Genomic DNA, 14,548 nt, shown 5'->3' with positions numbered 1-14,548 from the left:
AAAAGCAGGCTGCCAGTCCGGGGTATAAATCATAATTGGCACTGGCTTTACAAGCACCCTGTTGAGTTCTCAAAGAACAACCACACACCGATCAGCAGGCCCAACCAGTGGGTCCCGTCTCGGGGCTTTTCGTTCCGCGTCCCCGCCGCTCTCGCGTCGGGCACTTTTACTACGTTACCTCACCGTCTCGGCCGTGTCAAACCGGTGTGTCCCGGTCTGTCATGCTTCGTGCGGGTTGGTCCCGGCGCACTCACGCAGCAGCGAACCGCTGCGTCAGGTCGTCGGATTTGGCAGGCCGGCCGCTGTGGTCTCCCACAGTCGCGCCCGGTGCCCTGCCGGTCGTGAACCTTACCCGGTCGGTTCCGCCGCACCAAATCCGCCTCCCGGCAGATCAGATGAGCACCGCCCGAACCGCGCCTTTAGGAGCGAACCCCTAGCTGGCCCGGTTGCCGGCCCGGTTCGTGGCTGCAGGACTTTCGCCCTGTTTGCCCCGTTCCGCGCTGGCAGAGAGAAAGTTACGCGTCCGTGGGTTTGATCGTCAAATCGGGGGGTAGCGTCCCGCGTCACACTCGCGCCCGATACGCGTTTCCGCAGCTCAGGACGTTCCGCCTCGGCGAGCGACCAGCCAGCCGCGGATGCCGAGCACCCCGGCCGTCGTGCCGATGGCCAGCGACGCGGCGATCAGAAGCGCGTGCACCCACAGAAAACTGGTCGGCACACCGTCGCCCACCGTTGCGGACGCCCACGACCGCGGGTCCTGCCAGATCGCGACCGCGAACCTCGGCCAGATCACCCAGGTCCAGACCCCGACCCCGACCAGGAAGGCGGACCACCCGCGCGACAGCACCATGACTGCCGAGTATGTCAGCGGAGCTGCGCACCGCCGATTCCGACGCTGACCGCCCGTCCGGCAGAGATCCGGTCCTCGTTTCCCGCATCCGCAGGCCGGGCATTGAGTGGGAGGACAGGGAGGTGACCCGTGCAACCCTCGATCTTCAACCCCTGGGCCTGGCGCGATCCGTCCGCGCTGGCCGGCGGATACACACAGACCACGCCCTCGACCGGCCCGTCGAAGGACCCGGACGGCGGGCACGACGGGCCGAACGCCCCCGGTCCGGGTACCCCGATCGACCTCGTCGGCTACCACGTGCAGGCCCGCGACGGACGTGTCGGCACCATCGACCAGGCGAGCGACGAGGCGGATGCCGGTCACCTGGTGGTGGACACCGGACCGTGGATCCTCGGCCAGAAGGTGCTGGTGCCGGCGGGCACGGTGGAGCGGGTCGACCACCTGGACCGGGTCGTGCACGTCGACCGGACCCGGCAGGAGATCAAGGACGCGCCGCCGTTCGACCCGGCGTCGTTCGATCCGGCTTACCGGGACCGCGTCGGCAGGTACTACGCGGACCGTCACGTGCCACCCCCGCAGCAGCGCCGCGGGTAATCTGAGCAGGTGGTCCGGACGGGCAGTTGCGTGCCGGAGGCCCTCGAGGTGGTCGACGGTCTCCCGCACCGTGTCGTGTCCGCGTCCCTGACCAGCTCCGGCGACGGCCGTGAGCAACTTCTGGACCTGCTTCGTGCCGGTGGTCTGCGGTACCGCGCCGGCGCGCGATGGCGGACGGCTCGCTGAGCCCTGTCCTCCGCCGACCGAGGGGGCGAGTTCGCCCCGCTCGGCGCGCGCCCAACGCGTGACCCACCTACCCGCACGAAAGGCACATCACCATGTCCGTCGCACGCATGCTCACCGGCGACCGGCCCACCGGCCGCCTGCACCTTGGCCACTACGTCGGCAGCATCGCCAACCGGGTGCGGCTGCACCAGCGGTACGAGAGTTTCTTCATCATCGCGGACCTGCACATGCTCACCACCCGCAACCGCCGGGAGGACATCGACCAGGTCTCCGGCAACGCCCGCGAGATGGTGACCGACATCCTCGCCGCCGGCGTCGATCCGGCGCGGGCCACGTTCTACCTCCAGTCGGCGATTCCCGAGGTCGGCGACCTGAACACCCTCCTGCAGAACCTGGTGACCGTGCCCCGACTGGAACGGGTGCCGTCGCTCAAGGACATGGCCCGCGACGCCGGCAAGGAGGAGATGCCGTACGGGTTGCTGGGTTACCCGGTGCTCCAGGCCGCGGACATCCTCTGCGTCAAGGGCGAGGTGGTCCCGGTCGGCCGGGACAACGCCGCGCATGTGGAGGTGACCCGGGAGATCGCCAGGCGGTTCAACCACCTGTAAGGGCCGGTCTTCCCGGTGCCCGAGCTGATTCCGGCCGACAACCCCAGCCTGGTGGGCACCGACGGCGTCGCCAAGATGAGCAAGAGCCGGGGTAACACCATCGCGCTGTCCGACGACACGGCCACGGTGCGCCGCAAGGTGCGCGGGATGTACACCGACCCGAACCGGGTACGGGCGGACGTGCCGGGAACGGTGGAGGGTAACCCGGTCTTCGCGTACCACGAGGTGTTCAATCCGGACCGTGCGGAGGTGGACGACCTGGCCCGGCGTTACCGGGCCGGGCAGGTCGGTGACGTGGAGGTCAAGGAACGTCTGGTCGAGGCGCTGGAGACGTTCCTGGCCCCGATCCGGGAGCGCCGGGCGGCGATCGAGGCCGACCGGGGGCTCGTCGACCGGCTGATCGTCGAGGGCACCGAGCGCACCCGGCAGGAGGTACGCCAGACCCTGACGGAGGTACGCCGGGCGATGGGGCTGACCGGGACGTACCAACAGGTGCGCCGGCGGGCCGAGCGGAGCCGGCGCCGAACGGACGCGCCGGCCTGACGCGGACGTCTCGGGTCTTCCCGTTGTGACGGGGGGACCCGAGACGGCCCACCGAGGGCGCAGAATGCCAGGATGAGGGTGATTCGTCCGGTCGTGGTGGGTGCCACGCACCGGACGACGATGTTCGAGATCTTCTTCGACCTGGTCTTCGTCTTCGCGCTCACCCGGGTCATCGCGTTCATGGCGCAGCCGCCGACCGCGCTGCTCACCCTGGCCCAGGGACTGCTCCTGCTCCTGCTGCTGCTCTACTCGTGGGGGCCGTACACCTGGGTGGGCAACCTCGTCCGCGCGGACCTCGGCCTGGTCCGCGGAGCGACCCTGGTCGCGATGGCGGCGATCTTCGTGGCCGCCCTGGTGTTGCCGGACGCGTGGCGGCAGGGGCCGGGGCTCATCGACGCGCCGCTGGCCCTCGCGCTCGCGTACGTGGTCGTCCGGGCGGTGCAGCTCGTGATCCTCGCCTGGGTGAGCGTGACGATCCCGTCGCTGCGCCCGACGCTGCGCTACTTCAGCGTGCCCGTGGCGCTGGCATGGTTTCCGCTGGTCGGCGGGGCGCTGCTCGGCGGGACCGCCCAGACGGCGCTCTGGACGGCCGCGCTGCTGGTGGACATCGGCGGCGCGCGACTCGCGTCCACCTTCCACCCGTGGCAGCTGCGCAGCGTGGACCACTTCACCGAGCGGTACGGCCTGGTGCTCATCATCGCCCTCGGCGAGTCGCTGATCTCCGCTGGCGCGGGGCCACGGACGATGGCCCCGGTCGGTGCGGCGGTGGCGGCCGCGCTGCTCGGCCTCGTCAGCACGGTCTGCCTGTGGTGGCTCTACTTCGATCGGCTGGCGGGCGCCGCGCGCGAGGCCGTCAGCGACGTCCCGCCCGACCGACGGGCCGACGTGGCTGGCGACGCGTACGGCATCGGGCACACCCCGCTGATCGTCGGGGCCATCTACTTCGCGCTCGGCATCGAGGAGGTGATCGCCCGGCTCTCCGCGGACCCCTCCGACACCGGCCCGTTGGGCTGGGAAGCCGCCGGCGCCCTCTACGGGGGTGTGACCGTCTACCTGCTCAGCAGGCTGGTGCTCCGTCGGCTGACCGTACGTGCCGTCCATCCGGCGCAGGTCGTCGCGGCGCTGCTGCCGCTGGCCCTGCTGCCGGTCGGTCGTACCCTCGCGCCGTTGGCGGCGCTCGCCGTGCTGACCGTCCTCCTGATCGCGGTTACCTGGAACGAACGGCGGTTCGACCGGCGAGACGAACGGGCCGACCCGGCGCGGGCGACCCGTCCCTGACGGTTCGGAGAATGTTCGGGCGTCGTGTCGATAACCCGGGCCGTCGCTCGTCGTCATGCTGTACGGCGACCCTGCCGCACCGAGAGGAGTCCGGACGTGAAGTACATGTTGCTGTTCATGAGCCCCGCGAACGACGAGGTGGGCAACGGGTGCACCTTCGAGGACTGGATTCGCTACGACCAGGAGATGAAGGACGCGGGGATCTGGGTCTCCGGGCATCCGTTGCAGGACCTGACCACCTGCACCACGGTGCAGGTCGGCCCGGACGGCGAACGCACGATCACCGACGGGCCGTTCGCCGAGACCCGCGAGGTGCTCGGCGGCTACGACATCATCGACGTGCCGAATCTCGATGTCGCACTGGACTGGGCGGCTCGTAGTCCCGGCGCTACCGGTAACGGGTCGGTGCAGGTGCGCCCGGTCGCCGAGATCGAGGTCGGGGTCTGACCGTGGTGGAACCGGAGGCCGCAGCCGGGTCGGTCGAGGCGGTGTTCCGGGAGGAGCACGGTCGGCTGCTCGCCTCGCTGGTGCACCGCTTCGGCGACCTCGACCTGGCCGAGGAGGTGGCTTCCGAGGCGATCGAGGCGGCGCTGGTGCACTGGCCCGTCGACGGTGTCCCGAGCCGGCCCGGCGCCTGGCTGCTCACCACGGCCCGCCGTCGCGCGGTCGACCGGTTGCGCCGGGACCGGGTGCTGGCCACCCGGCTGGCCGTACTCAGGGCGGAGGCCGAGCGGTCCGACCCCGCGCCGCCCGCCGACGCCGACCCGGACCTGCCCGACGACCGGTTGGCACTCTTCTTCACCTGCGCCCACCCGGCCCTGCCCGCGCAGGATCGCGGGGCGCTCACACTACGCTTCCTCGCCGGGCTCACCACGGCGGAGGTCGCTCGGGCCTTCCTGGTGCCGCACGCGACCATGGCCCAGCGACTCGTTCGGGCCAAGCGCAAGATCCGCGATGCCCGCATCCCGTTCCGGGTGCCCGGCGTCGACGAGCTTCCCGAGCGTCTGCCCACGGTGCTCCAGGCCGTCTACTCGATCTTCACCGAGGGGTACGCGGCCAGTTCCGGCCCCGATCTCCAACGGACCGACCTCGCCGAGGAGGCCATCCGGCTGGCCCGGATCCTGCGCCGGCTGCTGCCCGCCGAACGGGAGGTCGCCGGGCTGCTCGGGTTGCTGCTCCTGGTGCACGCGCGACGTGCGGCACGCACCGGACCCGACGGCGCCGTGGTCCTCCTCGACGACCAGGACCGCGCACGGTGGGACCACTCGATGATCGACGAGGGGCGGGCGCTGGTGCTGGTCGCGTTGACCGGGCCGGCGCCCGGGCCGTACGGGGTGCAGGCAGCCATCGCCGCTCTGCACGACGAGGCCCCGGACGTGGCCGGCACCGACTGGCCGCAGGTAGTGGCGCTCTACGACGTGCTGCTCGGCATGGTGCCCTCGCCGGTCGTGGCGCTCAACCGGGCCGCCGCCGTGGCCATGCGGGACGGGCCGGATGCGGGGCTCGCCCTGCTGGACGGCTTGGCCGACGACCCGCGTCTGCGGGGTTACCACCTCTATCCGGCGACCAGGGCGGACCTGCTGCGCCGACTCGGCCGTCTCGACGAGGCCGCAGCGGCGTACCGGGACGCCCTGGCGCTGGTCGGCACCGAGCCGGAACGGGCGCACCTGCGCCGCCGCCTGGCATCCGTCACAGATGACTGAGCACGGCCGCTGTACCCTTCCCCGGTGACTCTGCCTCTGCCGCCCGGTGAGTTCGCCGCGTACCTGTTCGACTGCGACGGCACCATCGTCGACTCGATGCCGCTGCACTACGTGGCCTGGCAGCGAGCGCTCGACGAGTGGGGCTGCGAGTTCCCGGAGGACCTCTTCTACGCCTGGGGTGGCCGGCCGACCGCCGACATCATCGTCGCATTGAACGAGCGCCACGGCCTGGCGATGCCGGTGGCGACCGTCGTGGAGAACCGCGAGCGCATCTACCAGGAGCTGTTGCCGCAGGTCGGCGCCATTCCCGAGGTGGTGGCGCACATCCACGAGGCGCACCGGCGGGTGCCGTTCGCCGTCGTCTCCGGCAGCACGCGGGCCGCGGTCACCGCGTCCCTGGAGGCGCTCGACCTGCTGGACCGGTTCGACGTGCTGGTGTGCGCCGAGGACTACACGCGGGCCAAGCCCGACCCGGAGGCGTTCCTGCTCGCGGCCCGGCAGCTCGGCGTACCCCCGGAGTCCTGCCTGGTCTTCGAGGACACCGACCTGGGCATCCAGGCCGCGACGGCGGCCGGCATGGCGTCGGTACGCGTGCCGCAGCAGCGCGCCGCCTGACCGTCAGGCGATCGTCAGCAGGAGCTTGCCGGAGTACGACGTCGTGAGGCGCTGGTGCGCCTCCCGCACCTTGCCCAACGGGAACTTCTCGGCCACGTGCACCACGAACGGGCCGGCCTCGACGAGTTCGTTGAGACGCCGCAACTGCCCCGGGTTGGACACGCCGTCGTACGCGCGAACCGTCATCCCGGGGCGCTCACTCGGCTCCGGCCGCACCCCGTGGGCGTACGCCACGACTCCGCCGTCGGACAGCGTCTCGGTCAGCCGGTCCAGCGTCTCCCCGCCGGCCATCGCCAGGATGCCGGCCACTCCCTCCGGGGCCGCGTCGCGGATCGTCGTGAGCACCTGGGCGAGGTCGCCGTGGCCGTCCAGGGACACGTCGGCGCCGAGCCGGGTCACCAGCGCCACGCCGTCCGCGCCGGAGGCCACCGCGATCACGTTGAGGCCCTGCCGCTTGGCCAACTGCACGGCCAGGTGCCCCTGACCGCCGCTCGCACCGAAGATCAGCAGCCAGGCGCCGCCCGGCAGGGTGAGGGTGTCCAGCCCGGCCAGCGCGGTCAGCGCGTCGGTGGACATCGCGCCGGTGTGCTCGGCGGGTACGCCGGCGGGCAGCTTCGCGACGTACTCGGCCTTGACGACCGCGTACTCGGCGTAGAAGCCGCCCTTGGGCCGGGTGGTGGCGGAGACGTAGACCTGGTCGCCGACCGCGAGGCCGGTCACCCGGTCGCCGGCTGCGGCGATGGTCCCCGCGCCGTCGGAGCCCGGGACGATCGGGAGGGACGAGCCCTCCGGCACGAACAGGCCCTGCCGCTCGTACGCGTCCCACACCCCGACGCCGGCGCTCAGGACCCTGATCAGCACCTCGTCGGCGGCGACCTCGGGCACGGGGAGCTTGCGCAGGGTGATCACCTCCGGCCCGCCGAACTCGTCGAGGACCGCGGCCTGCATCAGCTCTGGCACATCCGCGTCAACCATGGGGGCTTCCTCTCCGGGCCGGCGTCACCGTCGCAGCATGCCGGCTTGCGGCCGGGTCCGACCGGATGCCAGCCGCCGTTCACCCACAAGGGCGACGCCCGCTCGTCAAGGACTCAGGACGTCTGTGGCTGCGGGCCACGGAGTGCCTGCTCGACGGCGTCGCGCACCCGGGCATCCTCGCGGGCCTTGCGCCGCGACCGGGCGCGGCGGCGGTACAGGTACGCGCCGACGGCGGCGGCGATCAGCACGACGAGCGCCAACACCAGCGTCCACGGCAGGGCCCAGCCGTGTGCCGTCGCCTCGATGGGCTTGAGCGGGGTGGTGGAGCCCGACGCGTCGGTGAGCAGCGGGGTGACGGTGGCGGTCGCCGCGAGCCGGACGGCGGGCGCGACACCGTGCACCGGCACCGTGACGTCCCAGCTCTCGCCCGGTAGCAGTTGCGGCGGCGCGGCGATGTCACCGGCCCGCGCGCGCAGGACGCCGAACGGCCCCGACACCGACACCGACTGCTTGGCGGAGAGGGCGGCGTTACCGGTGTTGTGGATCGTGTAGGAGACGGTCGCGTCGCCCTTGCCGATCGGGTTGGCCGATCCGTCGTACCTGACGTGGAAGTTCTCGACCGCGAGGGTCGGCTTCAGCTCGCCGCCCACCCGCAATGTGATCCGGATGCCGAGGCGACGGTCCACGTTGATGCCCTCGGCCTGGTCGGTCTGGGTCAGCGTGGTCAGGATGCCGCCGACGTGGTCGCCGGGCGTGGCGTTGGTCGGAACGGCGATCGTGAAGGGCACCTGGGCGGTCTTCCCGGGTTGGATCACGACGCTGCCGGCGCTCGGCTTGACCCAGGCGCCGACCGCCACCGACTTCTTGTCCCTGGTCAGCAGGTCGAGCTGCCCCGCGTCGGTGGTGAAGCCGTCGGCGGCGTACACGGCCAGGGTCAGGGGCGCCGGGCCGCGGTTGGCCACCACCATGGCGTCCTCGACGGTTCCGCCGGGGTTGACGTTGTAGCTGTAGCTGGACCGGGCTTCGCCGTAGCTGTTGGAGGCCGTCCGGACCGTCCAGGCGACGTTGCCGTCCGCCGCGAGGGCGGGGCCGCCGCCGACGCCGACCGCCGCGACGGCGGCGAGCAGGGACAGCACGGTCGTACGAAGAAGTGTCTTCCAGCGCGTTACGGACGGTCGCATCTCAGGTCCTCGAAGTGATCTTGGTGGTGGGTGAACCGGCGGCGGGGTAGGCCCCGAAAGGTGCCTACCCCGCCCGGTGGAACAGGCTCGATCAGCTGCTCAGGGCAGTGATCGTGAGGGTGGTGCGGTAGCTGCCCTTCGCGATGCTGTCCGGGATCTTCAGGTCCAGGTCGGCACCGAGCTTGGCCCCGCCGCGCGGGTGACCCTGCACGGCCGCGCCCAGACCGCTGGAGACCGAGAGGCCCTTGCCCTGGTCGTCGAGGGACGACAGGACCGGAGCGCCGGCCGCCGCGCCCGCGCCGGCGTCGAGGACGTACGGGGTCCAGCCCAGGTACGAGCCGGAGAACGTCTTGTCGGCGTCGGAGAAGTCGCCGACGCTGGCCGAGATCGACCACGGGGCGAGCGAACGACGGCTGTCCGACACGAGGATCGGGTTGATCTTGCCGGTCGCCTCGAAGTAGGTGCCGTCGCGCTCCTGGGCGGTGCCCAGGTCGACCAGGCCGTTGTAGCCGTCGATGGTCCAGCCGAACTCACCCGGCGCCGGGTTGGGCACGTTGACCTGGATGGCCTGACCGTCACCGTGGTACGGGTGGATCGTGGTGCTGTCGACGATCGAGCCGACCGGCTGCCCCTCGGCGGTGTTGCTGCAGGACAGACCCTTCTCGACGGCCGCGTTCGGGGCCGCGCAGGTGCCGCTGCGAACGTTCTGGAGCACCAGCTTGTCGGCCTTGACCCCGACCTTGACGTAGCTGCGGACGTGCTCCTGGTTCTCCACCGAGTTGAACCAGTAGTTGCTCGGGTTCAGCGGGTCCGGGCCGAGTCCCTCGACACCGGTGCCGGAGCCGTCCGGCTTCTTGATGTCGTAGTACTTCGAGCCGGAGGCCGAGTTCGCCGTCACGTAGAGGACGCCACCCGGGCCGGGGAACACGTCGGCGGCCCCCGGCTTCTCAGCCGGGTTCTCCTTCTGACCGTTCTTGATCGAGTAGCTGCGGGTGTACACGTGGTCGTGACCCTGCAGCACCATGTCGATGCCGAGATCGGAGAACGCGGTCGTGAAGTCCTTGCGGCGGTTCTTGTTGTCCGCGTCGGTGGAGTGGCTCGCCGCCGAGTAGATGGAGTGGTGGTAGACCAGCACCTTCCACTTCGCCTCGGAGCCGTGCTTCTTCACGATGTCCGAGACGTACGCGACGTGCGCCGCGTCGCCGCCGAGCGAACCGTCGGCCGGGTTGACGTAGCTGTTGCTGTTCAGGTCGATGAACAGCACGTCCTTGTAGATGTACCAGAAGTCACCGCCGGAGCGGGTCGACTGGTCCCCGTTGTAGTACTGGGCCGAGCGGTCAGTGTTCGGGGTGAAGTGGTGCTGCTCCCAGGACTTGCCGCCGACATCGTGGTTACCGATGGTGGCGGCCGTCGGGTACTGCCGGAGCTGGTCCGGGGAGAGGTACGCGCTCCACTGGGCCTCATCGTTCGCGGACTCGACGTGGTCGCCGCCGGAGACCAGCAACTCGGTGTTCGGGTTCGCCGCGGTGGCGACCTTCAGGGTCTCGGCCCAACCGGCCTGGTCCCGCGCGACGTCGCCGGAGGCGCCGATCTGCGGGTCGCCGAAGAACAGGAAGTCGAAGTCGCCCTCGAAGTCCCGCGTCTTGAAGGCGTACGTGGGCGACCAGCTTCCCTCCGCGCCGACCCGGTACGAGTACGCCGTGTTCTCCCGCAGGTTGCTGATCGTGGCGTGACGGTTGTAACCGGTCGTGGAGGTGTTCGCGGCGCCGACCGCGTCGAAGCTGATCGCGCTGGCCGGGAACTCGCCGTTGACGATCTCGGCGGTCGGGGCGAGCTGGATCTTCTGGGCGGTGTCGGCCGAGGAGTACCAGGACACGATGCGCTGGGTCTCGTTGGCGCCGACGCCGAGGACGATGCCGGACACCGTGGTGGGGTCGGCAGCGTTGGCGGCGGTCAGCACACCGCTGCCGAGGGCCACGCCCACTCCCAGGAATCCGGCCACGACCCCGGCGACAACGCGCCGCCGCACGAGCCCGGCGGCCCGTGTCGAGGTGCTCAATGTCATCGACATTGTTCCCTTTTCGAATAGAGAAATGGATTGTTCCGCCGCGAGCGCGGGGAGCGAATCCAAAGCTCTCGTCGGCCGGTGAACCGATCATTAACGTGATCTTGCGGGCGGCTGCACTTCACGAACTGGTTAGCCGTACTCACGAGCCGGTAACTCGTTGAAAAAACCAGATCAGGCCCATGGTGGACACCCCTGCGGAAACCACACCGGTCGCCCACAGGCCCGCTTTCGGCGCACGGCGCCGCAGCACGAACAACAGCGGGAAGACGGCGGCGATAATCGCCAACTGGACAACTTCGATACCCACGTTGAACACCAGCAGCGACCACAGCAGCGTCCAGGACCACGCCTCGTCGATGCCGAGTGCGCCCGCGAAGCCCAGCCCGTGCACGAGGCCGAAGCAGAAGACGACACCGAGGCGGATCCACCCCCGGCGGTCCAGGGCGAGGTGACCGCGTCCGGTCGTCTCCAGATCCGTCGCGTGGTCACCACGCCGCCAGATCCCCCACAGGTGCCAGCCGGCCACGACGGCGATGGACAGCGCGATGACCGGCTCCACGATCCTCGCCGGCACGTCGACCAGGCCGAGGGCGGCGAGCAGGAACGTCACCGAGTGCGCCAGGGTGAAGCTGGTGGCGGCGAGCACGATCTCCCGCAGACGCCGCGACCCGGCGATCAGCGCCAACAGGAACAGGATGTGATCGATGCCGGACAGCAGGTGCTCGGCCCCCAGCAGGAAGAACTCGCCGAACCGCTGGTAGGCGGTCTGAGCTGTCGAGAAGGACGGGTTGGCGGCGTCGAGCGCGGCACTGCCCGACCGGCCGTCGATCTCGTAGGTGACGATCGTCTTGGTGCCCTTGACGTACGCCTCGTCGTCCGGGAAGAGACCACTGCGCACCTCGTGCTCGGCGACCCGCTCGGGACAGGTCCAGTCGAGCAGCAGGTTCGCGTACGGCACACCGTCCCGAACGCTGACCGTGGCGTCACCCACCTGGGTGGGCCGACAGGCCGCGCCACGGGCGGTCACCGAGAGGCGGTCGGCGACGTAGCGCAGGACCGTCGGAGCGTGGGCCTTCAGCGCGGCGGCCTGAGCGTCCGGGTCACCCGCCTCGAAGGCGGCGGTTCCGACCCGAAAGAGTGGATCATCGTCGCCGGAGTCGGCGGCCGACACCACGAGAAGGTCGTATTCGAGGCCCAGTTCGGCGCGGATGTGACCCTCGTCTCCGGCGAAGATTTTCGCGTACACGGTCGACGAAAAGCCGTGCGCGAACGCCGCTCCACCGCTGAAAAACGGAAGCACCGTCGCCGCGAATGCGACAACGGCGACGACGACGGTACGGCGGATATGCCCCAGCATGCGGTTCCCCTCGGTTGGCCAGTGCACGCTGCACGTCGCGGGTGAACAAGAACCCGCCCGCCGACGAACCGATGGCGAACAAATATCCGCAGCGGCCGCTCGCGGATCGCGGGCTGCCGGATCTGGGATAGGAATACGAGTCGTACCCGCACCTGCCTCAGTCATCGGAGAAGGACGATCACCTTGCGCCCCCCGCTTCGGGCCGTCGCCCTGCTGGCCACGACCGCCCTACTCCTCGCCGGCTGCGGCTCCGGCGACGACTGGTCCCAACCCCACCCCACACCGAGCGCGGTCGGCACGCTCGGCCCGGGCTTCGTCGACACCGCCGCGACGCCCGCGCCGGAGGCGACCATCACGCCGAAGCCCGGATCGTGGGCCGACGTGCACCCGTCGAAGGACTATCGGGTGGTGCTGCTGACCGCCGGCGCGGACGCGCCTACCAAGGCCCTCGTGGCGGCGGTACGGAGTTGGGCCGACGACGAGCACCTCGACCTGCGCACGGTCGTCGTCGACGACCCGCACGAGGCCGTCGCGGGCATCAGCAAGGCGATCGGAATGAACGCCGACCTCATCGTCACCGCGGGCAACGACCTGATCGACCCGCTGGCCCTGGTCACACCGAACCACCTGGACAAGAGGTTCCTCGTCGTGGGCGCCGAGTTGGCCGAGCCCACCCACAACGTCACCGCCGTCGACTGGGAGGGCGCGTCGTTCCGCGGTGAGGGGCTCGGCATGTCCTCGACGTACGACGCGGGCTCGTTCACGGCCGAGCGCTGCGCCGCCGCCATCCGGGCGGGCGTGGCCGCCGTGCTCAACGGCCTGACCGGCATCGTCGTCTGGCTCTGACCTCCCGCTGTGTTCGCCGCGACCGGTTGTCGATCCGGCCACGCCTCGTTCGTGTAGAGGGGAGCGGGCAGGCGACGGGCCGCCCGCCCTCATCGGAGGGTGTGGTCATGCGCAGGTTGGTGGTGGTCGAGTTCGTGACGCTCGACGGGGTCATGCAGGGGTTGGGCTCTCCCGACGAGGACCGTGCGGGCGGGTTCGAGCACGGTGGTTGGGCAGCGCCGTACTTCGACGAGACCCAGACGACCGCGGCGGTGGAGGGGCTCCGGTCCACCACGGCATACCTCTTCGGTCGCAGGACGTACGAGAAGATGGTCGGCTACTGGCCGAGCCAGCCGGACGTCAACCCGATGGCCGCACACCTCAACGCGACGCCGAAGTACGTCGCCACCCGCACCCTGACCGGGCTCACCTGGTCGAATGCCCGGCGTCTGGACGGAGACCTCGCTCCGGCGGTCGAGGACCTGAAGTCCCGGGGCGACGGTGTCGTCGCCGTGCTGGGCAGCGGGGTCCTCGTACGGGAGCTGATCGCCAACGACCTGGTCGACGGGTACCGCCTGTTCCTGCACCCGCTCCTGCTCGGTTCGGGCAAGCGTCTGTTTCCGGAGTCGGAGCGGCCGCGCCCGCTGCGGCTCGCCGGCTGCACGCCGACCAGCACCGGCGTCCTCATGCTGGAGTACGAAGTGGCGTGACGGCCAATGTTATCGATAACAGCGGCGGCACCCCATCATTCGCACTGTCGGCCACCCGGCCCGCAGCGGCCGGTGCCCGCACCCTGCCCGGCCGGCAACCGTAGCCACCTGCTTAAGCCCTGGTCAGCGGGGTGATGAGGTCGTTCACGTGTCGGCGAGACATCGAGGTTGATGGTTTGGGAGCGCTCCCGTAACATACTCGAAGCGGCTGTTAACGCTCACCTAACAATGACTCCCACGAATGTGGAGGCCGCCGTCCCGTCAGGAGGGTGCTCGATGACCATATTCAGACCGACCAATCTCGGGGTCGTCTCGGCCGGTGTCGCGTTACTGGCGTCGGCGACGGTTGCCGTGGCGCTGCCGGCCGGCGCTGCCGCAGCGGGATGCTCGGTGAACTACGCCGTGTCGTCCGACTGGCCGGGTGGCTTCGGCGCCAACGTCACGATCACGAACCTCGGCGATCCCGTGAGCAGTTGGACGCTGACGTGGTCGTACAGCGCCGGGCAGACGATCACGCAGTCGTGGAACACCACCCTGACGCAGAGCGGGGCGGCGGTGACCGCGCGGAACGTGAGCTACAACGGTTCGATCGCGACCAACGGCACGGCGTCGTTCGGGTTCAACGGCTCCTGGACGGGCAGCAACCCGGCACCGACGAGCTTCGCCCTCAACGGGGTGACCTGCAACGGCGGCACGACACCCACCACCCCGCCGCCCACCACCCCGCCACCGACCACTCCGCCGCCGACGACCCCGCCGCCCACCACCCCGCCACCCACCACCCCGCCACCGACGACCCCGCCGCCGACCACGTGCAACCTGCCGTCGTCGTACCGGTGGTCGTCCACCGGCGCCTTGGCGCAGCCGAAGTCGGGCTGGGTGTCACTCAAGGACTTCACCGTGGCGCCCTACAACGGACGTCAGCTCGTCTACGCGACGACTCATGACTTCGGCACCCGGTGGGGCTCGATGAACTTCGGCCTGTTCACCAACTGGTCCGAGATGGGCTCGGCCAGCCAGAACACCATGAACAGCGGCACCGTCGCACCCACCCT

13 protein-coding genes and 1 pseudogene are annotated in these 14,548 nt (G+C 70.2%); 9 read left to right on the top strand and 5 right to left on the bottom strand.

Going from position 1 to position 14,548, the window contains the following annotated elements; genetic code table 11:
• Positions 1-595 precede the first annotated feature (595 nt).
• Complete coding sequence (locus ABZ272_RS31880) at positions 596-850, bottom strand: hypothetical protein (RefSeq protein WP_355053653.1); 255 nt, start codon at positions 848-850, stop codon at positions 596-598.
• 129 nt (positions 851-979) lie between these two features.
• On the opposite strand from ABZ272_RS31880, the gene ABZ272_RS31875 reads away from it, so the two are divergent.
• The 6 genes and pseudogenes from ABZ272_RS31875 to ABZ272_RS31850 all read left to right on the top strand — a co-directional run bounded on the left by ABZ272_RS31875 (position 980) and on the right by ABZ272_RS31850 (position 6,377).
• The gene (locus ABZ272_RS31875) at positions 980-1,444 is read left to right on the top strand and encodes a PRC-barrel domain containing protein (RefSeq protein ID WP_355053652.1); all 465 of its coding nucleotides are present in this window, start codon (positions 980-982) and stop codon (positions 1,442-1,444) included.
• Positions 1,445-1,722: 278 nt separating this feature from the next.
• Positions 1,723-2,781, top strand: a pseudogene (gene trpS / locus ABZ272_RS31870) (tryptophan--tRNA ligase).
• Positions 2,782-2,853: 72 nt separating this feature from the next.
• A complete protein-coding gene (locus ABZ272_RS31865) occupies positions 2,854-4,059 on the top strand; it encodes a low temperature requirement protein A (protein WP_355053651.1) in 1,206 nt (401 codons plus the stop codon).
• Positions 4,060-4,164: 105 nt separating this feature from the next.
• Positions 4,165-4,506: a YciI family protein gene (locus tag ABZ272_RS31860; RefSeq protein ID WP_355053654.1), complete on the top strand. Its 342-nt coding sequence runs from the start codon at positions 4,165-4,167 to the stop codon at positions 4,504-4,506.
• A gap of 2 nt (positions 4,507-4,508) precedes the next feature.
• On the top strand, positions 4,509-5,762 hold the full coding sequence (locus tag ABZ272_RS31855) for a sigma-70 family RNA polymerase sigma factor (protein WP_355053650.1): 1,254 nt from the start codon (positions 4,509-4,511) through the stop codon (positions 5,760-5,762).
• A 24-nt stretch (positions 5,763-5,786) separates the two neighbouring features.
• Entirely contained in the window at positions 5,787-6,377 is a 591-nt protein-coding gene (locus ABZ272_RS31850) for an HAD family phosphatase (protein WP_355053649.1), read from the top strand.
• A gap of 3 nt (positions 6,378-6,380) precedes the next feature.
• On the opposite strand, the gene ABZ272_RS31845 is transcribed toward ABZ272_RS31850, so the two are convergent.
• From ABZ272_RS31845 to ABZ272_RS31830, 4 genes are all read right to left on the bottom strand, one after another.
• Positions 6,381-7,352: an NADP-dependent oxidoreductase gene (locus ABZ272_RS31845; RefSeq protein ID WP_355053648.1), complete on the bottom strand. Its 972-nt coding sequence runs from the start codon at positions 7,350-7,352 to the stop codon at positions 6,381-6,383.
• A gap of 113 nt (positions 7,353-7,465) precedes the next feature.
• On the bottom strand, positions 7,466-8,533 hold the full coding sequence (locus ABZ272_RS31840) for a DUF916 domain-containing protein (RefSeq protein ID WP_355053647.1): 1,068 nt from the start codon (positions 8,531-8,533) through the stop codon (positions 7,466-7,468).
• A gap of 91 nt (positions 8,534-8,624) precedes the next feature.
• On the bottom strand, positions 8,625-10,598 hold the full coding sequence (locus tag ABZ272_RS31835; protein WP_355053646.1) for a metallophosphoesterase family protein: 1,974 nt from the start codon (positions 10,596-10,598) through the stop codon (positions 8,625-8,627).
• Positions 10,599-10,740: 142 nt separating this feature from the next.
• The gene (locus tag ABZ272_RS31830) at positions 10,741-11,958 is read right to left on the bottom strand and encodes a HupE/UreJ family protein (protein ID WP_355053645.1); all 1,218 of its coding nucleotides are present in this window, start codon (positions 11,956-11,958) and stop codon (positions 10,741-10,743) included.
• Positions 11,959-12,141: 183 nt separating this feature from the next.
• On the opposite strand from ABZ272_RS31830, the gene ABZ272_RS31825 reads away from it, so the two are divergent.
• The 3 genes from ABZ272_RS31825 to ABZ272_RS31815 all read left to right on the top strand — a co-directional run.
• Positions 12,142-12,804 (top strand): hypothetical protein, encoded by a 663-nt coding sequence (locus tag ABZ272_RS31825; RefSeq protein WP_355053644.1) that lies wholly within the window; start codon positions 12,142-12,144, stop codon positions 12,802-12,804.
• Positions 12,805-12,911: 107 nt separating this feature from the next.
• Entirely contained in the window at positions 12,912-13,493 is a 582-nt protein-coding gene (locus tag ABZ272_RS31820) for a dihydrofolate reductase family protein (protein ID WP_355053643.1), read from the top strand.
• A gap of 276 nt (positions 13,494-13,769) precedes the next feature.
• On the top strand, positions 13,770-14,548 hold a 779-nt coding region (locus ABZ272_RS31815), incomplete at its 3' end, for a non-reducing end alpha-L-arabinofuranosidase family hydrolase (protein WP_355053642.1).

Origin of the sequence: Micromonospora sp. NPDC005979, assembly GCF_040614415.1 — a bacterium.
Taxonomy (GTDB): Bacteria; Actinomycetota; Actinomycetes; order Mycobacteriales; family Micromonosporaceae; genus Micromonospora.
This window is presented reverse-complemented; position numbering and strand designations above follow the sequence as displayed.